Annotated in this window: 18 protein-coding genes and 3 tRNA genes; 4 read left to right on the forward strand and 17 right to left on the reverse strand. The window is 64.2% G+C overall.

Features of this window, described 5'->3' with window-relative positions:
• The first annotated feature begins 89 nt into the window (after nucleotides 1-89).
• On the forward strand, nucleotides 90-902 hold the full coding sequence (locus QZT63_RS00295; protein ID WP_290647667.1) for a 4'-phosphopantetheinyl transferase superfamily protein: 813 nt from the start codon (nucleotides 90-92) through the stop codon (nucleotides 900-902).
• Between the two features lie 80 nt (nucleotides 903-982).
• On the opposite strand, the gene fusA is transcribed toward QZT63_RS00295, so the two are convergent.
• The 8 genes from fusA to QZT63_RS00335 all read right to left on the reverse strand — a co-directional run bounded on the left by fusA (nucleotide 983) and on the right by QZT63_RS00335 (nucleotide 9,598).
• On the reverse strand, nucleotides 983-3,037 hold the full coding sequence (gene fusA, locus QZT63_RS00300) for an elongation factor G (protein WP_290647668.1): 2,055 nt from the start codon (nucleotides 3,035-3,037) through the stop codon (nucleotides 983-985).
• Between the two features lie 179 nt (nucleotides 3,038-3,216).
• The gene (locus tag QZT63_RS00305; protein WP_290647669.1) at nucleotides 3,217-3,876 is read right to left on the reverse strand and encodes a response regulator transcription factor; all 660 of its coding nucleotides are present in this window, start codon (nucleotides 3,874-3,876) and stop codon (nucleotides 3,217-3,219) included.
• 271 nt (nucleotides 3,877-4,147) lie between these two features.
• A complete protein-coding gene (locus QZT63_RS00310) occupies nucleotides 4,148-4,822 on the reverse strand; it encodes a response regulator transcription factor (protein WP_290647671.1) in 675 nt (224 codons plus the stop codon).
• Between the two features lie 466 nt (nucleotides 4,823-5,288).
• Nucleotides 5,289-5,846, reverse strand: a complete 558-nt coding sequence (locus QZT63_RS00315; protein ID WP_290647673.1) for a DUF192 domain-containing protein — start codon at nucleotides 5,844-5,846, stop codon at nucleotides 5,289-5,291.
• Nucleotides 5,847-5,854: 8 nt separating this feature from the next.
• Complete coding sequence (locus QZT63_RS00320) at nucleotides 5,855-7,228, reverse strand: sodium-dependent transporter (RefSeq protein WP_290647674.1); 1,374 nt, start codon at nucleotides 7,226-7,228, stop codon at nucleotides 5,855-5,857.
• A 237-nt stretch (nucleotides 7,229-7,465) separates the two neighbouring features.
• Nucleotides 7,466-8,887 (reverse strand): pyruvate kinase, encoded by a 1,422-nt coding sequence (gene pyk / locus QZT63_RS00325; protein WP_290647675.1) that lies wholly within the window; start codon nucleotides 8,885-8,887, stop codon nucleotides 7,466-7,468.
• 1 nt (nucleotide 8,888) lies between these two features.
• Complete coding sequence (locus tag QZT63_RS00330) at nucleotides 8,889-9,485, reverse strand: class I SAM-dependent methyltransferase (protein WP_290647676.1); 597 nt, start codon at nucleotides 9,483-9,485, stop codon at nucleotides 8,889-8,891.
• Between the two features lie 26 nt (nucleotides 9,486-9,511).
• A tRNA-Leu gene (locus QZT63_RS00335) sits at nucleotides 9,512-9,598 on the reverse strand.
• Nucleotides 9,599-10,428: 830 nt separating this feature from the next.
• On the opposite strand from QZT63_RS00335, the gene QZT63_RS00340 reads away from it, so the two are divergent.
• Complete coding sequence (locus QZT63_RS00340) at nucleotides 10,429-11,415, forward strand: lysylphosphatidylglycerol synthase transmembrane domain-containing protein (RefSeq protein ID WP_290647678.1); 987 nt, start codon at nucleotides 10,429-10,431, stop codon at nucleotides 11,413-11,415.
• Between the two features lie 352 nt (nucleotides 11,416-11,767).
• On the opposite strand, the gene QZT63_RS00345 is transcribed toward QZT63_RS00340, so the two are convergent.
• From QZT63_RS00345 to uvrY, 5 genes are all read right to left on the reverse strand, one after another.
• Nucleotides 11,768-11,841: transfer RNA gene (locus tag QZT63_RS00345), tRNA-Cys, on the reverse strand.
• A gap of 170 nt (nucleotides 11,842-12,011) precedes the next feature.
• Nucleotides 12,012-12,086: transfer RNA gene (locus QZT63_RS00350), tRNA-Gly, on the reverse strand.
• Nucleotides 12,087-12,124: 38 nt separating this feature from the next.
• A complete protein-coding gene (gene pgsA, locus QZT63_RS00355; RefSeq protein ID WP_290647679.1) occupies nucleotides 12,125-12,706 on the reverse strand; it encodes a CDP-diacylglycerol--glycerol-3-phosphate 3-phosphatidyltransferase in 582 nt (193 codons plus the stop codon).
• Between the two features lie 7 nt (nucleotides 12,707-12,713).
• Entirely contained in the window at nucleotides 12,714-14,546 is a 1,833-nt protein-coding gene (gene uvrC, locus QZT63_RS00360; protein WP_290647681.1) for an excinuclease ABC subunit UvrC, read from the reverse strand.
• Nucleotides 14,547-14,560: 14 nt separating this feature from the next.
• A complete protein-coding gene (uvrY, locus tag QZT63_RS00365; RefSeq protein WP_290647683.1) occupies nucleotides 14,561-15,199 on the reverse strand; it encodes a UvrY/SirA/GacA family response regulator transcription factor in 639 nt (212 codons plus the stop codon).
• A 204-nt stretch (nucleotides 15,200-15,403) separates the two neighbouring features.
• Here uvrY and QZT63_RS00370 point away from each other — a divergent pair, with 204 nt between their 5' ends.
• Nucleotides 15,404-16,258, forward strand: a complete 855-nt coding sequence (locus QZT63_RS00370; RefSeq protein WP_290647685.1) for a dihydrofolate reductase family protein — start codon at nucleotides 15,404-15,406, stop codon at nucleotides 16,256-16,258.
• Here QZT63_RS00370 and QZT63_RS00375 read toward each other — a convergent pair.
• Nucleotides 16,233-17,615: a class II fumarate hydratase gene (locus QZT63_RS00375; protein ID WP_290647686.1), complete on the reverse strand. Its 1,383-nt coding sequence runs from the start codon at nucleotides 17,613-17,615 to the stop codon at nucleotides 16,233-16,235. The genes QZT63_RS00370 and QZT63_RS00375 overlap by 26 nt on opposite strands.
• Nucleotides 17,616-17,820: 205 nt before the next feature.
• On the opposite strand from QZT63_RS00375, the gene purB reads away from it, so the two are divergent.
• Entirely contained in the window at nucleotides 17,821-19,188 is a 1,368-nt protein-coding gene (gene purB / locus QZT63_RS00380; protein WP_290647687.1) for an adenylosuccinate lyase, read from the forward strand.
• Between the two features lie 70 nt (nucleotides 19,189-19,258).
• Here purB and QZT63_RS00385 read toward each other — a convergent pair whose 3' ends face one another.
• Genes QZT63_RS00385 through QZT63_RS00395 form a run of 3 tightly spaced genes read right to left on the reverse strand, consistent with a single transcriptional unit; the run spans nucleotide 19,259 to nucleotide 21,997 of the window.
• Entirely contained in the window at nucleotides 19,259-19,858 is a 600-nt protein-coding gene (locus tag QZT63_RS00385) for an NUDIX domain-containing protein (protein WP_290647691.1), read from the reverse strand.
• An 11-nt stretch (nucleotides 19,859-19,869) separates the two neighbouring features.
• Nucleotides 19,870-21,204, reverse strand: a complete 1,335-nt coding sequence (gene rlmD / locus QZT63_RS00390; RefSeq protein WP_290647693.1) for a 23S rRNA (uracil(1939)-C(5))-methyltransferase RlmD — start codon at nucleotides 21,202-21,204, stop codon at nucleotides 19,870-19,872.
• A complete protein-coding gene (locus QZT63_RS00395) occupies nucleotides 21,197-21,997 on the reverse strand; it encodes a 3'-5' exonuclease (RefSeq protein ID WP_290647696.1) in 801 nt (266 codons plus the stop codon). The genes rlmD and QZT63_RS00395 overlap by 8 nt, the downstream gene beginning before the upstream one ends.
• Nucleotides 21,998-22,065: the final 68 nt, after the last annotated feature.

Below are 22,065 nucleotides of genomic sequence, written 5' to 3' on the forward strand. Positions count from 1 at the left end.
AACCACTACACCATGCTTCGCCAGCCGCACGTATCGGTGCTCGCCACGCGGTTGGCTTCCTGTCTGGATGACGTGGCAGTGGTGGCTTCATGAACGAGTGCATCCCGGCTAGCGACGCCTCCGGGGCTGCCCATCCATGGGGTCGTGCGCCACCACATCCTGCGCTGTCGGGCGCCGACGTCCACCTCTGGTGTGTGGCGTTGGACCGGCCGCCATGGCCCCTTGAGCGACTCGCTCAGACCTTATCTGCGGACGAAAACCACAGGGCGGATGCCTTTGTGTTCGCCGCGGACCAGCGGCGTTTCCTCGCCGCCCGGGGCGTGCTGCGCATGCTCCTTGGCCATTATCTTGACCGTGCGCCCGAGAGCATCGGCTTTGGCTATGGCCCGAATGGCAAGCCCGAGCTCGAGCGGCCCGGGGGTAATCCGCCGGTTTGCTTCAATTACTCCCATTCCCAAGGGCTTGCCCTGTATGCGGTCACGCGCGAAGGGCGAATCGGCGTGGATCTGGAAGCGCTCCGCCCGCTCCCTGATGCCGAGCAGATGGCCCGGCTGTGTTGCTCCTTTCGGGAGCAGCTGGCGCTTGCCGCTGTGCCTGCCGATCGACGCGCCGAGGCGTTCCTTGGCGCCTGGACGATTAAGGAGGCCTACGTGAAGGCAACCGGCGACGGCCTGGCCGGGCGGCTGGACCGCATCGAGGTCGCTCTGACGTCGGGGGGAGTCCCGGAGTTCCACGCCGCGGACGGCGATCCGGACACAGCCGCGCGCTGGTCCGTGCGATTGCTATCCCCGGCCGCCGGCCATGTGGCGGCCTGCGCCGTGGAGCGCCACGGTTACCGGTTGCGCTGCTGGTCCCTTGATGATTCTGCGGCCGGTTGGACCCTATGGGGCTTGCGGCGCTGAGTTCGCCCGTCAACGACGTGCTCCGGCAGGCCTTGGATGCAGCTCGATTGATTGAACGAACGACCGGCAGTTCCGGGTCCTCATCTGCTTTCCTGTTGTCGCTGCTGGCTGTGGGCGGCGACCAGTTCCTGCTGCAGGTGCGCCGGCGCCTGTTCGTAGTGGCTCAGCGCCATGGCGTAGAAGCCTTCGCCGGCGGTTTGTGCCTTCAGCCGGTGGTGATAGTCGGTGAGCTCCGGTAGCGGCACCAGGGCTTCGATGACTACCTGCGTGCCGTCGGACACGGTGCGCTGCTCGAGGATGCGGCCTCGCATGGCGCTGACCTCCCCGGTGATGGCGCCCACGGCGGTGGCAGGCGCCGTAACGGTCAGGCTCACGATGGGTTCCAGCACCACGGCCCCGGCCTTGTCAATGGCGTCGAGAAATGCCTTGCGTCCGGCGGTGGTAAAGGCCACTTCCTTGCTGTCCACCGGGTGACTCTTGCCGTCATAGACCGTGACGCGCACGTCCTGCATGGGGAAACCGGCGATAGCGCCGCTCTCGAGCACCTGGCGCACGCCTTTTTCCACCGCCGGGATAAACTGGCCCGGAATCACACCGCCTTTGACCTCGTCCACGAATTGAAAGCCCTCGCCGCGCGGCAGGGGGTCCGCGCGCAGGTAGACCTCGCCGAACTGCCCTGCCCCGCCCGTTTGCTTCTTGTGGCGGAAATGCCCTTCCGCTGCGCTCGAAATGGTCTCGCGGTAGGGAACGCTGGGCGGGCGAGTGTGGACGTCCACATTGAAGGCGCGTTTGAGGCGTTCCAGCACCACACGCAGGTGCAGCTCACCGTGGCCGTACAGTACCCGCTCGTTGAGCGACGGACGGTACTCGAGGCGCAGGCTGGGATCTTCCGCGGTCAGGCGCGCCAGCGCGTCCGCAAGCTTCTGTTCGTCGCCATGGCGGCTGGCTTCAATCGCCTGACCCAGCATCGGCGGTGGTGGCGCGGGCTCGCGCAGATGATAGTGATCCTCGTCGTGGGAGTCGTGGAGCACGGCGTCGTACTCCAGCTCCTCGACCTTGGTGATGGCGCAGATGTCCCCCGGCACGGCCTCGGATATTTCCTGGAGCTGCTTGCCCTGTACCGCGTACAAGTGCGTTACCTTGAACGGCTTGCCCTGATTACCCACAAACAGCTGCATCCCCGGACGTACGGTGCCCTGGTGCACGCGCAGCAACGCGATGCGCCCGGCGTAGGGATCAATCGTCACTTTAAATACGTGCGCCACCACGTGCCTGTCAGGATCAGGCGCCACATTAACCGGCTCCGCCGCCTCGCCCTCGCCCATGACGAACGGGGGCGGGTTGCCCTCGGCGGGATTGGGTGTCAGCCGTGCAATTTCGTCCAGGAGCTCGGGTATGCCGGCACCCGTGTGCGCGGAGGTAAAGCAGACGGGGATCAAGTGGCCCTCACGCAGCGCGCGCTCGAACGGGTCGTGCAACTGTTCCGGCGTGACCTCACTGTCACCCTCGAGATACCGCGTCAACAGCGCTTCGTCCATCTCCACGACCTGTTCGATGATATCGCGGTGCGCCGAGGCCACTTCGGAGAAGTCGGTGGGTCCGCCTTGATCGGTGAAGAAGCAATCCAGCACCTTGCTTCCCCCCTCGGCGGGAAGGTTGATCGGCAGGCATTGCGGGCCGAAGACCTCTCGCAGCGCTTCCATCAGCGCTGGCCAGTCCCCGCCGGCATCGATGCGGTTGACCACGAGCACACGGCACAGGCGACGCGCCGCGGCGGCTTCCATGGCCCATCGGGTGCCGACCTCGATACCAACCTGGGCGTTCACCACCACCGCCACCGACTCCACCGCAGGCAGCACCGCCACCGTGCGCCCGAGCAGGTCCGGGGAGCCCGGGGTGTCAAGCAGGTGGGTGTGGCAGCCACGGTACTCGAAGTGACAGGCCGTGACGTCCAGCGAATGCTGCAGCTCCCGCTCCAACGGGTCGTGGTCGCACACGGTGCTGCCGCGCGCCAGTTCGCCCATCTGGCGAATGGCGCCGGCGGCCAGCAGCAACCGCTCAGCGAGCAGCGTCTTGCCGCTGCCCTCATGCCCGGCCAGCGCGATGTTGCGAATGTTGACGCTTTGATCAGTCATGATCGACGCTCCACGTTAGCCAGAGACCCTGATTAACCCTGTGAAGCATTATTGCAGAATGCGAGGGAGTTACCTCCCGGAGTGAGCGAGGCTGTTACCGGCGAGCTTGGCGAGCGCTGCAGCGCCTGAGCCGAAGTTGGGGGATTGGCACCAGCAACCCGCGTGCGCCGTGCAGTCGTTTATGGGTAGGTCGAAACCAAGCCGAGCCGGATCGCCTCGCGCACCATACCGGCCATATGCCGCAAGCCGAGGCGGCGCATGATTTCCGCGCGGTGTGTCTCCACCGTCTTGACACTCACGCCCAGGTGTTCGGCAATTGCCCTTGTGCGATACCCTGTGGCGACCAGTCGCAGGACCTCTTCCTGGCGAGCGGTCAGCGGCTTTGATGCGCCGTCGGACGAGCCGCTAACAAGAATCGGATCAATGCGATGTCCAGACTCGACGGCCGGGAAGACGAACGGCTGGCCGGCTGCAGCCAGCCGAATCGCCGATTCGAGATCTTCGGGCTCCGCATTCATGTGGATGAAGCCACAGGCCCCCTCAGCCAGGGTCCGACGGATATAGGAATCACTGGCGTACACGGACAGGACCACGGTCTGAATCCCCGCGCACAGCTCCTGAAGGCGACCGGTAAGATTCAATCCTCCGAGAGAGGCCAAGGCAGTATCGACCAGTGCCACATGCGCCGGATGTTCGCCAGCCGCCTGCAGAAGTTCGTGGCTGGACCCGGCCTCGGCAACCACGTCCATCCCAGGGAAGGATTCAATGAGATGCCTGAGTGCACTTCGCACCAATCGGTGGTCATCGGCGAGCAGAATGCGGGTTGGCTCACTGTCCATAATGATGGTGGGACAACGATACCCAGCTCCGTGAAACGCGTATTTTCCGGCAAGCCATGTTCGACGTGGAACGAGGCCGAACCCTTGCCATCTCCTCCACGGAGAAGGACGACTCGCCAAGAGCGGGACCCACCTCGGGAGTCGCGAGGCCGAACGTCCAAGCCAAGCCTTCCCCGTGATTCACACGGTACAGGCCTTAGCCCCGCAGCTGCATCAGTGCAAACCCATCGGTAAAAACCCTGAGCCGCGGGCCGACGCTACACCGTGTTACTCATCTCGAACACGATAGCACACCCATGCGGACAGCCTCACGTATTAGCGCATCGGCATCGTCAACTGCGAGTCGGCGCATAATGTCCTGGCGTTGACGAATGACCGTCCCAACCCCCACCGCGAGATAGTGAGCAATGCTTGTCATGGTAAACCCATCGGCCAGAAGCCGGAGGATCCTGTGCGAGCTTGCCTCCAGATTGCCGAGATCAAATATCGATATATCATCGCGTTGCAGGTCATAGGAGAGAACGGTTCTGAAAATCGATGGGCACAGGAAGACCTCGCCGCTCATGGCATTGTGCAATGCGATCTCGAGATCGGCGGCGCCGGCATCGCGCAGCAGGAACCCGCAGGCGCCGCTCTCCAGCGCGCTGGTGACATCCTCCACGCTCGGGGTTACCGAAAAGATAACGACCCTGGGGCGTGACGCGCTGTGCTGCAATTGTTGCGTGACAGCGATCCGCCTCCATCCCGGCAGTTCCGCATCAATCAGCACGGCGTCAATGGGATGGGCCGCTGCGAGCTCGGATATCGCCTCGCGGCTGCCGTTACCAGTGAGGACCTCCACGCCCCCGACCCGGTTAAGCATGCACCGCAGGCCCTCGCGGATCAGGCCGCGATCATCGGCGACCAGAACCCTGATCGGTCGATCCGCATCATCGCTCGGATGCATCGAGCTGGGCTCCTATGCGAGAAGCGAGGTGCTTGGCATTCCATCCCCCGGGCGGGGAATCGTCAATGGGCTAGTATATTACCATGGCGCGGCCCCCAGGCGGCGGCAACCGCCGCCGATGCTGACGGGCGTAGGGGCTACGCCCGTCAGCGTTTCCAGTGCCGACGGCAGCGCCGCCAGGCGACCGTGTCGTGCGCCTGCGGCGCGGTTTGTTTGACGGTGCATTACGCTATCGCTAATGGCACCCTACATCCTTCGATTGGCCGTGGTGCCATGGCATGGCTGCACGCCGGAACGAGGGCGGGTTAGCGCAGCGTAACCCGCCGTCAAACAAACCGCGCCGCAGGCGCACAGCGACAGCCTGGCATGCGGTCAGCGTGGCCCGCCTCCGCGCACTTGCCGGGCGCATGCCGGCCCTACGCGGGTGCAGCGCTCCACAACCCCGCTTCAATGCACAAAGCCAAGGTTACTCAACGGGTTGAGACCACTTGATGACCATGCCTTCGACCAGCCCGTAGGCATCAGCGCGCCCTGCAGGCAGCTCCAAAGCGGCCGCTACGGGCTGATTGGCGCGCGTCAGCGTTCTCTGGTCGGGTGTCATCCGCTCGATGGCGACGATCACGCCGTTGGCATTGATGAAAGCGATGTCCAGCGCAGCGTGGACGTTGTCCATGTGGAATGCCGGGCGAGTCGGTTCGGCGAATACGAAGAGGATGGGGTTGACGGCAATGGCCTCCGGGCAGAGGTGTTGCATCCCAGCGGCTCTGTGGGGGCCGGTGGCGGCAAGCCGAGCGTGGAAAACCGCGGCGGTCTCGCCGCGCTCCGGCTCGGCGTCAGCGACCGTTACCTCCACCCAGGGCATAGCGGCCAGCTCGGGGGTTTTCTGCACGCACTGGGCTACGGGCCAGTCGACCACCTGGGGATGGGGTGGCGCGGCGTATAGGGCAAAGCCGCCACCCAGGAATACGATCACGAACACCAGGGCGCGCCCGCGCCCCCTGCCCTTCCCCCGTGCTGAAGCCATATCCTTTTCTACCCGAACAGACCCGTGGCGTTCAGGAACACCAGGATCACGGCCGCCGGGGCAACGAATCGCGTCGCGAACAGCCAGGTCTTGAACACGGCGCTGTCCTGATCTGCACCCAGCTCCGAGACCACGCTGGACAGGCGCATGCGCCAAGCCACGAAAACCGCAATCAGCAGACCACCCAACGGCAACATGATGTCATTGGAGACAAACTCCAGCGCGTCGAAAATGCCCATCCCCGGCAGGAGCTCAAAGCCGCTCCAGACGTTCAAGGACAGCCCGCAGGCAATCCCCAGCACCCAGATCAATCCTGTGATCAGGGCGGCCGCCTGCGCACGGTTGCCGCCGGTTTGCTCCGTCAGGTACGCTGTTGCCGGCTCCAGCAGCGACATGCCGGAGGTCACCGCCGCCACCGAGAGCAGCACAAAGAACAGCAGGCCGAGCCCGTAGCCGAAGGGAATCTCCCCAAAGACAATCGGCAGGGTCACGAACACCAGGCCAGGGCCCTCGCCCGGCTCCAGGCCTGCGGCGAAAACGATCGGAAAGATGGCCAGTCCGGCAAGCAGGGCCGTCGCTGTATCCATGCCCACGATCCAGGCGGCACTCTTCGCGATGGATTCCTGCCGCGACAGGTAGGCGCCGTAGACCATGATGGCGCCCATGCCCAGGCTCAGTGTGAAGAACGCCTGCCCAAGCGCCGTCAGGATGGTGCCAGCCTCCACTGCAGAGAAGTCGGGCCGAAACATAAAGGCCATGGCCTCCTGGAACGCGCCGGATGCCGCCATGCCGTAACCGACCAGCAGTATCAGCAGCACGAACAGCAACGGCATCAGGAGCGTTACGGCGCGCTGCAGACCACGCCGAACCCCCGCGGCGACAATGACGAAGAGAATCAGCATGAACAGCGTGTGCCAAACCACCACCGAGCCTGGGCTAGCGAGCAGCGTGTCGAAGAGCTCGCTGGCCGCATCGGCGGTGATGCCGCCGAAGCTGCCGAGTAGCGCCTGGAGCACATAGAACAGCGCCCAACCGCCGACCACGCTGTAGAACGACAGGATAAAAAAGCCCGCGGCAACGCCGAGCCAGCCGAGTAAAGACCACCGCCGGGAGCGCCCCTCCTCCAGAGAGACCGAGCGCAGGCTGTTGATCGGGCTGCGTTTACCGCGGCGGCCGATGGTGATCTCCGCAATCATGATGGGTAGCCCCACCAGGAGTATGCAGAGCAAATAGATTATGACGAAGGCGGCGCCGCCGTTCTCACCGACCAGATAGGGAAAGCGCCAAAGATTCCCTAGCCCCACCGCGGAGCCGGTCGCCGCGAGGATGAAGACCAGACCGCTTGACCACTCGCCGTGAATAGAGGCACGAGGTACCGCCATAGCTTCTTACCTTCTGCCGCATCGAGCGTTGATGATTTAATTCGCAAGACGTAACGCCCGTCTCCCAGCCCGGAAAGGGCAGTTCAGTCCGTTGCATCCGTTGTCCGAAGCGCCGTCCCCAACCTTCCGCCGGCCTATCCGCGGGGAATCTTCGGCATTGTACTGGCGACACCGCCCCAATCAATTCCGCGAGGTGTGTTGGGTGGTGTTGAGCGGGCCGGCGCGCTCCAGCGCGAGTTAGGCACGGAGGATTCTCATGGCGTTGGTTCCCCCAGGAATTCCGGAAAACTCCCCCTTGGTCACGACCACGAGATCGCCCGGTGCCACCAGCCCCGTCTCCTTCAGTGTGCCTACGGCGTCCATGACGACCATGGTTGCGTCGTGGTGCATGATATCGAAGGCCACGGGGTAGACGCCGCGGTACAGGGCCGTGCGACGCCGCGTGGCCTCGTGCTGGGTCAGTGCGTAGATGGGAATGGCCGAGCTGATGCGTGACATCCACAGCGCCGTTGCCCCGGATTCCGTGAGGGCGATAATGGCCTTCACCTCGAGGTGATTCGCCGTATACATCGCCGCCATGGCGATCGCTTCATCGATCCGGCCAAACTGGGAATCGATCCGGTGAGTGGAGCGCTGTGTCGCGCGCTGGCGTTCCGCGCCCAGGCAAATCCTGGCCATGGCCTCCACCGTGCGCACCGGATAGGCGCCGGTGGCCGTCTCGGCCGAGAGCATGACCGCATCGGTGCCATCCATAACTGCGTTCGCCACGTCCATGACTTCAGCGCGCGTCGGCGTCGGGTGCGTGATCATGGATTCCATCATCTGCGTGGCGGTAATCGCGACACGGTTGTGGTTGCGCGCGGTTGCGATGATGCGCTTTTGCACCCCGGGCAATTCGGCATCCCCGATTTCCACACCCAGGTCGCCGCGTGCCACCATGATGACGTCCGAGGCCTCGATAATCGATTCGATGGCCTCGACCGCTTCCGCGCGTTCGATTTTGGCGATCACGCTGGCCTGGCTGCCCGCCTCCTCAAGCAGTTGCCGGGCCTCGTGCAGGTCTTCGGCGGCGCGCGGGAAGGACACCGCCACATAGTCCGCACCGAGTTCAGCGGCGCTCACGATATCAGCGCGGTCCTTGTCAGTCAGAGCCGGGGCAGAGAGCCCGCCGCCCTGGCGATTGATGCCCTTGTTGTTGGTCAAGCGCCCGCCAAGCTCGACGCGGCAGTGAATGCGGGGGCCCTCGACGCGCTCGACGCTCAGCACGAGCTGGCCGTCATCGAGCAAAAGGGTATCGCCGGGGTGGACGTCCCGGGGTAACGCCTCATAGGCGACGCCGACACCGGCCTTGGTTCCCGCATCACGGGCCAGTTCCGGGTCGAGGAAGAAGGAGTCACCGTCGTTGAGCTCCACCGCGCCATTGCTGAAACGCTCGATCCGGATCTTGGGGCCTTGTAGGTCCGCCAGGATGGCGACGTCCTGCCCCAGGCGACGGGCGGTCTCACGCACGGACCGGGCCGTGCGCGAGTGCCCTTGCGCGTCACCGTGGGAGAAGTTCAGGCGCACGACCGAGACGCCGGCCTGGATGATTCCCTCGAGGACGCCGGGTTTCTCCGTCGCTGGCCCAAGCGTTGCCACGATCTTTGTTCTTCTCGGCATGTCAGCCCTCACTGGGTCGAGGTTTCCGTAACGCCACCAGCATGGCGCGATCCCGGAAACCGCAAAAGGGGTCACCGAGTTGTCGTTCCTCGCGGTAGACAATGGGTGACAGGGTATGGAACAGCTGCAACAGCTCTCCGTCCTCGAGCAGGAACGCGGGGTTGGATGGGCCACCGGAGCTGCAGCGGTGCCGACAGTGGGTTTGGTAGAACAGCAGCCCACCGGGGCGCAGGGCGGCGGCGATAGCCGGGCAGAGCTCGCGGTGCAGAAAGCCGGAGACGACAATGACTTCGAAGCTCTCTGGCGCGGGCGGGTGAGCGACGACGTCTCGGGTGATCGCGGTGACTGGAAGCTTGGTCTCGCGGGCATAGCCCCGCACAAGGGCGACGGCGACCCTTGAGAGGTCCCAGGCCTGAGTGTCCAGGCCTTGTCGCGCCAACACAAAGGCATTGCCGCCCAGTCCGGCGGCCACATCCAGCGCCGCGCCCCGCCCTGGCAGCAAATGGCGGTTCTCGGTGAGAACCTCGGCGGCCCGCGCATCCAGCGGGCTGGCGGCGCTGTAGCAGGTATCCCATTTCTCGCGTAACCTGGATGTCATCACGCCATGGCCGCTGGCTGACCCAATGGTGCGGGTGGCCGGACTCGAACCGGCACGGGCATAAGCCCAGCAGATTTTAAGTCTGCTATGTCTACCTGTTCCATCACACCCGCGGTGTCTGCAAGAGGATGCGGATATCCGAACGCTGCCCAATGACCGAAATCCGGTGTGCGGTGACAGCAGTGGCAAGGATGGAAGCTCGGGCCGCAGCCGAACCGATGTGCCCGGGTTTGCGGCCCAGCGAAACCGTGATTGTCCCATCAGTCAGCGGTAATGCTATCAGGGGCTTATGCACTCCACAATTGCCGCGCACAAGGCCCGCACGTGTGGGTGGATCCCAGGGGCGCGGCTCTGCAGGCCGGGCACGTGGGCCCGACATGCCCCGCAGGACAGAGAAGCCCCGCTTCACGCTCGGCGCAAGCGCGCGAGTGGCGTGCCCGACCCGGGCATGGCAGATTGCACCCTCCTCCCGGGCAAGCACCGTGCACGCCTTGGCGCGACGCCGGAGGCGCTGCGACCGGCCGTACTGCGGCGCTGCCACAGCGCTGGAGGGCGAGTTCAAGAGAGCCCTCAATGTATCGAAGTCAATGCCCTGGGGGTGGGTTGCCAGGCTTAGGCACCAGCGGCCCGACGTCACCGCTGGAAAGACATGGGGGTGGAGGCAGTCCCGGGCCAAGCGGCGCGCCTGGTTGAGCTTCTGGCGGCAGCGTGCGGTGCACTGAATCTGGGCGCCTTGAGGTCTGGGTAGAGACAGTGGAAGATGTCGGTCCAGTTGGGGCAGCAGCTGAAGTGCGTCATCTCTGGCCGTCGCAGCACGGCAGCGTGCTTGTCGGCCTCAGGAAGTGCTTGTACAGGGCTTTTCAAGCACGCTTGTAGAGATGACATAAAGAAAAGTGCCGAAACGGGTGACGCCACTCATTGGATGATGATGCGAGGAGCGCTTATGGGGGCGTTGTCTCGAGGGGAGAGCAAGACAGTCAGGGGGATTTTTTGGCTAACGCTCAGGGTCTTGGCCAGCGTCATTCTCCTCGGCCTGGTGCTCCACTTTGCGGGGGCAGACCGGATTGTAGCGTTGATCACGGAGCTAAACGGACTCTATCTTCTCCCCGCGATTCCGCTAGTCCTTGCATTCAAGTGGTTTGCGGCCCTCAGGCTGAAGCTCCTGGTGAGTCATCTCGGCATGACATTCACCACATGGCAAGTCAACCGTATTAACTTCATTTCGGCCTTTTACAGTCTAATGCTTCCGGGTTACATGGCCGGTGGGGCGGTGCGCTGGTACATGCTCTCGCGTGTCAACCAGATGCCAGCGCAGGCGTTGGCAAGCATTGTTTATGATCGACTCGGTGACACAATCGCGTTGCTGGGACTGGGTTTGTTCGCTTATGTCCTCATCTTGCCTCCGGAGAGCGGGGCGGCGCGACTGACGCTGAGCATGGTGCTGTTTGGTTTGGTCGTCGGCTATGTGCTGTGCGCGAATGTGCATGTGATAGCGCTAATAAAAAGATGGATGCCCCTATCCAACGGCAGGATTGGTGCTAGCCTCATCAAACTCATGTCGGCATTTCAGAGTTTCGCAGACTTGCGCCTCGTCGAGCATTTCTGGCTATGGTTCTGGGCCATCGCGTCGAACCTTCTGAACGGGCTGCTCGTCTTTTGCGTCGCTCAGAGCCTGGGCCTGCCGTTGACCTATCTGGATACGTTATGGGTTGCGGCCCTCTGGATACTCGCGGGAATGCTCCCAATTTCAATTTCCGGCCTTGGGGTGCGAGAGGGAGCGACCATCGTGATGCTGCTTCCGCTAGGTGTCGAGACTGCAGAGGCGGTGGGCTTCTCCCTGCTATTGTTGGTGAGCAGAGACGTCGTTCTGGCGGGGATTGGAGGAATTTTCCTGGCCACCACGCGCGGCGCCCAGCGTGCCGAGGCTTGAATCCCCCAGCCCAGGCGTCCGGTGGACGAACACCGGGCCATCCCGATGGTTGGCCACGCGGAATCCTTGCCGGGCCAAACCAACGACTGTGACGGCGGGGGCGGGTTAAGCGGACACAACGAACTCCGCTATGATCTCGAGCCAGCGTCGATTCATGGTCTGAGTAGCGTCCATGTCACAGCCGAAGAGCTCCGGCTGGACGGTGATCATTGGCGTGGCGTCACGGTTATGCCCTGGCTTATGGGTGGTCACCACCGGGGACAGGGTCTGGTGCAAGACGGCAAGCTGCCTGGGGCCGCGCTAGGTCAGTCGTACGCACTCGCGCGCATGAGCGGCGGCTTGCTGATCTGGATGGAGGCTCGGGCCGGAATCGAACCGACGTACGCGGATTTGCAGTCCGCTGCATCACCACTCTGCCACCGAGCCCGTGCTGGGCCTATGTTAACACGGCACCCGATGGTGCCCACGAGCGATTGCGGGCACCATAACACAAGTACCCAGGCACACCCCGCACCGTGTTGCCTCGCTGCCCGAAAAGCAAACCCCGGCAGGAAGCCGGGGTTGCGTTAAGGAAGCGCTGACCGATTCCTTCAATCTGGAGCGGGAAACGAGATTCGAACTCGCGACCCCAACCTTGGCAAGGTTGTGCTCTACCACTGAGCTATTCCCGCCTGAGGAGGAGCATAGTCTAGTCACCATCCGCTGCCTGTCAAGTCTGGCCGGCATCGTGGCGGGGTTCCGCTACCAGCACCACCCAGGCGGCCCGCAGATAGACGATCATGGACCAAAGCGTCAGCCCGGCGGCCGCATACAGCAACAACATGCCGAGAGCGACGGTGGGCAGACCCAGCAGCGGCGCTCCGTAGACCAGTAGAATGATGGCGATCATCTGGGCGCCGGTCTTGAACTTGCCGATGACATTGACGGCAACGGTTGCCCGTTTACCCAGTTCCGCCATCCACTCGCGCAGCGCGGACACGGCGATCTCCCGCCCGATGATCACCGCCGCGGGCAGAGCGAAGAATGCCGAGGGATTCTCGGTGACCAGGGCCACCAGAGCCACGGCCACCATCAGCTTGTCCGCGACTGGATCGAGGAAGGCGCCGAAAGCGGACGTCTGCCCAAGTCGCCGCGCCAGCCAGCCGTCGAGCCAGTCTGTTACCGCGGCCAGGGCAAAGATCACTGCGGCGGCGAGGTTGGACCACTCGACCGGCAGAAAAAACACGAGCCCGAAAATCGGGATCATGGCAATGCGTGCCAGGGTCAAGCTGTTGGGCACATTCATATCCATGACTGCATCAACCCTTCCCATCACCGTGGAACATGTCGTAAATCCGCTGCGCCAGCTCTCGGCTGACGCCGGCCACCCGGGCGAGATCGTCCACGCCCGCTCGGGAAACCGCTTTCAATCCGCCGAATTGCTTGAGGATGTTCTGCCGGCGCTTGGGCCCGAGCCCCGGGATATCCTCGAGCCTTGAACCGCGCCTGGCTTTGCTGCGCCGATTCCGGTGCCCGCTAATCGCGAATCGATGGGCTTCGTCCCGGATCTGCTGCAACACGTGCAATGCCGGGGAATCCGCGGGCAGTATAACTGTTTCATCGCGCTCAGCGAGATACAGCTTCTCCTCTCCCGGGCGCCGATCCGGCCCTTTGGCGATGCCGATGACGGGCACTCCGTCGACCTGCAACTCTTCCAGCACCGCCATGGCCTGCTTCACCTGCCCCGGGCCGCCGTCAATGAGCAACAGGTCCGGCAACACGCCTTCACCGCGTTTCAGCCGTGTGTAGCGCCGCTCCAGGGCCTGGCGCATCGCCGCGTAATCATCGCCCGGCTCGATGTCGGTGACGTTGAATCGCCGGTAGTCGGATTTCACCGGGCCTTCGTGATCGAACACCACACAAGACGCCACGGTCGCCTCGCCGCCGGTGTGGCTAACATCGAAACACTCTATGCGCTGCGGGATGGCTTCGAGATCCAGGGCCTGCTGCAGGGCGTCCATGCGCTGCCCCTGCCCTGCCTGTTGGGCAGCGCGGGCCTGCAGGGCGGTGCGGGCATTGTTCACCGCCATGTCCAGCCAACGCCGGCGCTCGGTACGCACCCGGCGGCGAATGACGACGGCGTGCCCCGCGTCCTGGGCCAGGGCCTCTTGCAGCACTTCCCGCTCGGCCACCTCGACATTGACCAGAATCTCCCTGGGAGTCTCCCGGCCCAGGTAGTACCGCGCCAGAAATGCGGCGAGGATTTCCCCGGGCTCCGTGCCCTGCGGCACTTTGGGGAAGAAGCTCTTGTTGCCCAGGTTGTGGCCGTGACGAATCACGAACACTTGAACGCAGGCCGCACGCCCTTCGGCGGCGCAAGCGACCACGTCCAGGTCTCCCTTCTCGCCGGCCATGGCCTGTTTTTCCTGGATGCGTCTTAGCGTCGCGATACGATCGCGCAGCCGCGCGGCGAGCTCGAAATCCAGTTGCTCGGAGGCTTCCTCCATCTGCCGCACCAGCCGGTCGATGACCTCGCCGCTCTTGCCCTCAAGAAACATGACGGCGTGCTCCACGTCCCGCGCGTATTCCGCTGGCGAGACATAGCCCACGCAGGGGGCGGTACAGCGCTTGATCTGGTACTGAAGGCATGGCCGCGAGCGATTGGCGAAGAAGGTGTCCTCGCACTGGCGCACTGGGAACACCTTTTGCAGGTGGCTCAGCGTGTCCCGGACCGCGCCGGCACTGGGAAACGGGCCAAAATAACGCCCTGGCTGGCGTCTACTGCCCCGATGGAAGCCAAGGCGCGGAAATGTCTGTGTGTCGGAGAGAAAGATGTAGGGGTAGCTCTTGTCGTCGCGCAGAAGCACATTGTAGCGCGGGCTGTGCTCCTTGATCAGGGTGTTTTCCAGGATCAGGGCCTCGGCCTCGGTGTGAGTGACCGTGAAGCTGATGTCCGCAACTTGCGCGACCATGGCGCGGGTGCGCGGGTTCTTCACCGAGGCCGTGAAGTAACTGGCAACCCGCCGCCGGAGTTTGCGCGCCTTACCGACGTAGATGATCTGCCCATCCCCGTCGAGCATTCGGTAAACACCTGGCTGGTCGGGGAACGAGCGGACGAGTTCACGGGCATCAAATGGCAGCGCTTCGCTCATGCAGGTACAGGACACTAGGGCATTTGGTCAATCATTCCATGGCGCAGGGCCAGGTGGGTCAATTCCACGTCGCTTTCCACCCCAAGCTTCTCGTGCAGCCGGTAGCGGTAGGTGCTCACCGTTTTGGGGCTGATACACAGGATATCCGAAATCTCCTGCACCTTGCGTCCCTGGGTGACCATGATCATCACCTGGATTTCCCGCTGAGAGAGCTTCCCCAGCCCGCCTCCGCGCGTGCCGTCAAAGCTTGCCAGGGCCATTTGATGGGCGATTTCCGCACCGACGTAACGCTCGCCACGGCATACGGTCCGAATCGCGCCAATGATTTCCTCCTCGTCGCAGCCCTTGGTGATATACCCCATCGCACCTGCTTCCATCAGGCGGCTTGGATAGGGCTCATCCCCGTGGATGGTCAGGGCGATGATCTTGAGCGCCGGGACAATGCGAAGCAGCTTTCGCGTGGCCTCCAGCCCGCCTATGCCGGGCATGCTTACATCCATGAGCACCACGTCGGGCCGTTTGTCGCGGACCAATTGCAGGGCAGCCTCGCCGCTGGCCGCTTCACCGGTAACCTCAATGTCGTGCGCGTCGTCCAGCAGGCGGCGGATACCGCTACGGACCAACTGGTGGTCATCGACCAGTACCACGTCCATTCCGTCTTGAACCTCTCTGCGTGGCACCGGACGCTAACGGCCTGACCCTGTTGGTGGCAAGGTAGCCGGCAAAGCAGCCGATCCCGGTCATGATACGTCAGTTACGGGCGCCGCGTCCCACGGTCAGCGCCGCGCGCGTAGGCGTCCCTGGGGACATACTGGTAGTGTGGCGTTTTTCCAACTAGCGAGTGCATCACAACTATCATGACCGAATCCCGGTACACCGCTCCTGTGCAACCGCTCTACCCCGCCGCGGTTGATCCGGTTCCTCTGCTGGGGCTCTATCTGGAAGCGCCCCTGCCTAGCGGGGGTCGCTTCGGGCCGTGGATTTATGGCAACTTCATTGCCACGCTCGACGGTCGGATCGCCCTGGTCAATCGGCAAACGGGGCGCCTCGGGGTCGCGGCGAGTATCAGTGATCCGCGAGACTGGCGGCTGTTCCAGGAACTGGCGGCGCGCGCCGATGTGCTCATCACGAGCGGCCGATACCTGCGCGACCTGCGCCTGGGGACGGCCCAGGACGTGCTGCCCCTGAGCTCCAAGCCACCGTTCCAGGACCTGCATGCCTGGCGCACCCGGCACGGCTACCCACCTCAGCCTGATGTGGCGGTGCTTTCGGCGAGCCTGGATTTTCAGCTACCGCTGTCGCTCTTGCGGCAGGGCCGCCGGGTAACAGTGCTGACCACCCGTGATGCCCCGGCAGAGGCGGTCGCCCGCCACGAGGGCCGCGGCGCTCGGGTCGTGCCCGTGAACGAGGGCAGCGCCGTTTGCGGTGAGGCAGCCGCCCGGCAATTGGGTCAAATGGGGTATCGCCGGGCCTACTCCGTCACCGGGCCTTACGTGCTGCACGCGTTTCTAAAGGCCGGTGCCCTGGATGGGCTGTTCTTGACCCATCGCCACCGTATTGTCGGCGGCGATGGTTACAGCACCATCGTCGAAGGCGAGCCACTGGAGCCGCCCGCTGACCTCAGGCTCCAGTGGCTGTACCTGGATACCGCAACAGAGGATGCACCGGCGCAGCACTATGCACACTTCAGCCTGGAATCCCCCCCTCCGTGAGGGAGCGCGGATCCATAATCCGCTCCAGTTCGGAACGCTCGAGATCCGTCATCTCTTCGGCCACGTCCAGTACGGGGCGTCCTTCCGCGTAGGCACGCTTGGCGACCTTGGCGCCCAGCTCGTAACCGATCACACTGTTCAAGGCGGTGACGAGTATCGGGTTACGGGCCAAGGCGTCGTCCAGTCTTGCCTGATTCACCGTGAAGCCGGCAATGGCGCTATCTGCCAGCAGGGTCGCTGCATTGGCCAGAATATAAATACTTTGCAGCACATTGTGCGCAACCAGGGGCAGCATGACGTTCAGCTGGAAGTTGCCGGACTGCCCGGCGATGGCGACGGCGCCGTCGTTACCCATGACCTGGGCGGCCACCATGGCAACGGATTCCGGCGCCACCGGGTTCACCTTACCCGGCATGATGCTGGAGCCTGGCTGCAGGGCGGGCAGGCTGATCTCGCCGAGCCCGGCCAGTGGGCCGCTATTCATCCAGCGCAGGTCGTTGGCGATCTTCATGTAGGCCACCGCGAGCGCGCGCAACTGCCCCGAAAGTTCCACGACCGTATCCTGGCTGCTCAGGCCCAGGAAACAATTGTCCATCGGCCGGAAGGCCAGGCCGGTGCGCTCTGCCAGGCGATTGGCAAAGCGTCCTGCGAACTCGGGATGCGCGTTGATCCCCGTGCCGACGGCGGTGCCGCCCTGGGCCAGAGCGCGCAAACGCGGCAGTGTGTCGCTGATCCGCTCCCGACCCTGCCGGATCTGGGCCCCCCAGCCGGAGAGTTCCTGTCCCAGCGTCACGGGCATGGCGTCCATGAGGTGCGTTCGGCCCGTCTTGGCCACTTCGGAGAGTTCCGAGACACGCGCCTCGATGGTTTGCTCCAGGTGCTCGAGCGCCGGCAACAGCCGTTCCTGGGTCTCCAGGGCGGCGCTGACATGGATCGCCGTGGGGATGACGTCGTTACTGCTCTGGCCCATGTTCACGTGGTCGTTGGCATGGATCGTCGTGCCCGCTTCCCTGGTGGCCAGATGGGCAATGACTTCGTTGGCGTTCATATTGCTGCTGGTGCCGGAACCCGTCTGGAAGACATCCACAGGGAATTGCTGGTCGTGCTCACCCTCGGCCACTGCCAGGGCGGCGGTCACGATGGCGTCGGCAGTACTCGTATCCATCAAGCCGAGATCGCGGTTGACCTCGGCCGCGGTCGCCTTGATTAAGCCAAGTGCGCGAATGAACGGGCGCCCCATGGGGATGCCGCTCACGGGGAAGTTATCCACCGCGCGTTGCGTCTGGGCGCCGTAGAGCGCATCCGCGGGCACGCGCAGTTCGCCCATGCTGTCTTTTTCGGTGCGATAGTCGGCCATTATTGATTCCTCCGTAGGGGGTATGGATGGGACCGGCGCGGCGCCTCGATCATCAAGGGTCGTCAAGCGTGCCCGAAGCGGCGTCATGATCCAAGGCTGCCGGTGATCTTTTTCCGCACACTGATAGAATAGCCCCGGCAGCCCGGGAACGATCCTGCACCCGCAGGTGTGGGCAAGCAAAGGGCCAGGAAACAGCGGAGCCACCATGGAACTCACCCGACTCACGGCGATTTCCCCCGTCGACGGTCGCTACGGCAACAAGACCGAAGCCCTGCAGCCCATCTTCAGCGAGTTCGGCCTCATCCGGCACCGCCTAATCGTAGAGGTGCGCTGGCTCCAGGCGCTAGCGGCCGAGCCGGTGCTCACGGAAGTCCCGCCCCTGTCGGACGCCGCCCGCCAGGCCCTGGACCGACTGATCACCGACTTCGAACCGCAGCAGGCCGGTCGCGTCAAGGCGCTTGAAGCGACCACGAATCATGACGTCAAAGCGGTGGAGTACTACATCAAGGAAGCCATTGCCGGGCATCCGGAACTCGGGTCGATCAGGGAGTTCGTGCACTTCGCCTGCACCTCCGAGGATATCAACAACCTGGCCTACGCGCTGATGCTGGATGCAGCACGACGCGAGGTGCTCTTGCCGATCCTGGATCGGATGATCGACGCCGTGCGCGAACTGGCGCACACCAACGCCGATGTGGCCATGCTGTCGCGCACGCACGGCCAGCCGGCCTCCCCGACCACATTGGGCAAGGAGATGGCAAACGTCGCTTACCGGATGGAGCGCCAGCGTGCCCAGATCGCCGCTGTGCCCATCATGGGGAAGATCAACGGCGCGGTCGGCAACTACAATGCCCACCACGTGGCCTATCCGGAGGTCGATTGGCCGTCGTTTGCGCGCCGCTACGTCGAGGGGCTCGGGCTGACCTGGAACCCCTATACAACCCAGATCGAGCCCCACGACTACATTGCCGAGCTGTTCGATGCCTGCTCCCGGCTCAATACGGTGCTGGTCGACTTCAGCCGCGATGTCTGGGGCTATATCGCCTGGGGCTACTTCAAGCAAGACCTGGTCGCCGGCGAGGTGGGATCATCGACCATGCCGCACAAGGTGAACCCGATCGACTTCGAAAACGCCGAGGGCAATCTGGGGCTGGCCAATGCCGTGTTCTCGCATCTGGGGGCCAAGCTCCCCGTGTCCCGCTGGCAGCGTGATTTGACGGATTCCACCGTGCTGCGCAGTGCGGGCGCGGGCATCGCCCACTCGCTGATCGCCTACGACGCGCTGCTCAAGGGCGTGGGCAAGCTGGCAGTCAATCGCCAGCGTATCGCCGAGGATCTCGACGCCAACTGGGAAGTCCTCGCCGAGGCCATCCAGACGGTCATGCGCCGTTACGGGATCGAGCATCCTTACGAGAAGCTCAAGGAACTCACGCGCGGGCATCGTGTTGACGCCGCCGGCATGAAGGCGTTCATCGACGCGCTCGATCTTCCCGAAGAGGCGCGGCAAACTTTAAGGGAGCTCACTCCGGCGCGCTACATCGGCAATGCCGCCGAGCAGGCGCGCGGGGTATGAACCGAAGCATCGCCGTGCGCGGTACGCCCGGGAGTAGCGAGGCAAGGTCATGGAACAGAGAATGCGCTCTTTAGTCGGCCCACAGGTCGAGCAGGCGCTCGCGGTTCAGCGCCAGCCACTGCAGCGCGATAATGGGCATGGCACTGTTGATAATGCCGTGCTCCAGCATGTCCATGGCCTCTTCCACGGGCAGGACGTGGACGCGGATATCTTCGTTTTCCTCGGCGAGTCCGTGCACGCCTTCGACGCCGGTGGCGTCCACACGTGCGCAGAACAGACTGACGAGTTCCGACGACGCTCCCGGGCTCGGGTAGTAGTCGCAGATCCGCATCAGTTCGTCGAGTCTCAGACCCGCCTCCTCCCGGGCCTCGCGGTGGGCCACCGCCGTGATGGTCTCCTCGGGCTCGGCGACCCCTGCGATGGTTTCCATGAGCCAGGCGCCGGTCGGTGCATCCATGGCGCCAATGCGGAACTGTTCGATGAGCACGACCGCATCGCGTACCGCGTCGTAGGGAAGCACCGCCGCCACACGGCCCCGCCGGAACAGCTCGCGCACGAGCTCCTGGCTCATGCCGCCGGCAAACAGTCCGTGGCGCAACTGGTAGCGTTCCAGCCTGAAGAAACCGTTATAAGCGACTGTGCAATTGAGGATTTCGAGTTGTTTTGCCATGGGCCTCTCTGTCAGCCTCCGTGACGAAACAGCGCCAGACTCTCCACGTGCGCCGTATGCGGGAACATGTCCATGACCCCCGCCCGCTCGAGCCGGTAGCCATGTTCGTGGACCAGGGCGCCCGCGTCCCGGGCGAGGGTGGCCGGGTTACAGGAAATGTACAACACCGTCCGCGCTGCGAGGCCGCCGACGCGTGCGATGACCGCCGCCGCACCGGAGCGCGGTGGATCCAGCAGTATCTTGTCGACGGGTCTGTCGAGCCAGGCCGGTGTGTCTGTGTCCGCCGCAAGGTCGGCGGCGTAAAACCGTGCATTGGCGATGCCATTGCGTGCGGCGTTTTCCTGCGCGCGCCGGACCAACCGCTCATCGCCCTCCACGCCCACGACCTCCCCGGCGCGTCGGGCGAGCGGCAGTGAGAAATTGCCCAGGCCACAAAAGAGCTCCAGGACGCGGTCGGCCGGCTGCGGCTGCAGATACTCAAGTACCCGCTCAACCATGGCGGTGTTGATGCCGCGGTTCACCTGGGTGAAGTCGGTGGGCTGGAACTCGATTACCGGTTCACCCGGGGCGGGCCGATAAGCCAGGCGTGGTGCGCCGGGCCACACCGGTGTCACCGTGTCCTCGTTCCCCGGCTGCTCGTAGATGGCGAGACCGTGCTGTTCGCCAAATGCGGCCAGGCGCCGGTAGTCGGCACCGGTGAAAGGGTGCAGGTTGCGAAACACCAGGGCCACCGTGTCGTCACCGATGGCCACCTCGATCTGCGGCAAACGACCGCGGCAGGAGAGCCCGGCCACCAGCGCGCTCAGGTCCGTGAGGCGGTCTGCGACCCGCGGGTCCAGCACGTGGCACTCTGTCATATCGGCCACATAGGGGCTGTGCTTTTCGCGAAAACCGACCAGGACCCGCCCCTTGGCGGGCACGTCCTTGACCGCCAGGCGCGCCTTGCGCCGGTATCCCCAGATGGGCCCCGTGATCGGGTCGAGTACCGTCTCCGGCGTCACGCCGCCGATGTGGGCGAGTTGCTCCAGCAATACCCCTTGCTTGAAGCGGATCTGCTGTTCCGGGGGCATGTGCTGGAGGCTGCAGCCACCGCACACCCCAAAGTGCGGGCAACGCGGCTCGACCCGCTCCGGAGCGGGCGCCAGCACCGCCTCCACGCGCCCTTCATCAAACCGGCGGTGGCACTTGGTATAGCGCATGCGCACGGCCTCGCCCGGGAGGCCGCCGTGGACGAAAACGGTCTTGCCGGCGATGTGGGCAATGCCCCGGCCTTCATGGCTCAGGGACTCCACCTGGACATCCACCGGCTCCCCGGGAATGCGCGAGCGACGCCGGCGCTTAGCCATCAGTGCCCTGTTCCACGGAATCCATCGGCCAGGCGTCCAGGAACTGCCGGAGGTGCGCGCGGCCGTCGCCCGCGAGTGTCTCACGCACGATGGCGCACTCCCGCGCGTACCCGGGGCGATCCAGGTGACCGCGCAGCAGTTGGAAACGCAGCCACACCAGGTAGGTATTGAGTGCGTCAGTCTCGCAGTAGTCGCGCACGCTGTCGAATGCCCCGGACTCGATGGCCTGGTGGACCTGGCTGCCGCTCATGCCCATCTTGCCGGGGAAACCGCACAGGGTGGCGATTTCATCCAGCGGCGCATTGGCCCGCGGCTGGTAGCCGGCGATCATGTCCATGAGATCCGTGTGGCGTTCGTGGAAGCGGTTGAGATAGTTGTTCCAGCGAAACGTCTGTTCCGTGGCCCCGGTCTCCCAGTAGCGGGGTGAACTCAGCCCGTGCCTAAGCGCCCGGTAATGGAGCACGGGCAGATCGAAGCCGCTGCCGTTCCAGGAGACCAGCGTGGGGGTGAAGCGCTCGATGCCATCGTAGAAACGCTGGATTACCTCCGCCTCGTCATCGTCCCCTTGGCCCAGGGACCAGATCTTGAAGCGCTCGCCGCTGCGCATGGCGATGGAGATCACCACCACCCGGTGGAGGTGCAGGCGCAGAAAATCGGAGCCCCCGGTCTCCTGGCGCCGCAGGCTGAATCCGGCCTCGGCCACACTGGCGTCGTCCAGACCGTCAAGGCCGTACAGCCGCCGTAGCCCGTCCAGGTCCGGCACGGTTTCGATGTCAAACGCGAAAATCGTCATGGAATCAGTCCGGATACCCGCCAGAGGAGAGGTAGCGATTCCGCTGTTGCCCGCTATTTGTCGCGGCT

The organism is Aquisalimonas sp. (assembly GCF_007120195.1).
In the GTDB taxonomy this organism is placed as follows: domain Bacteria; phylum Pseudomonadota; class Gammaproteobacteria; order Nitrococcales; family Aquisalimonadaceae; genus Aquisalimonas.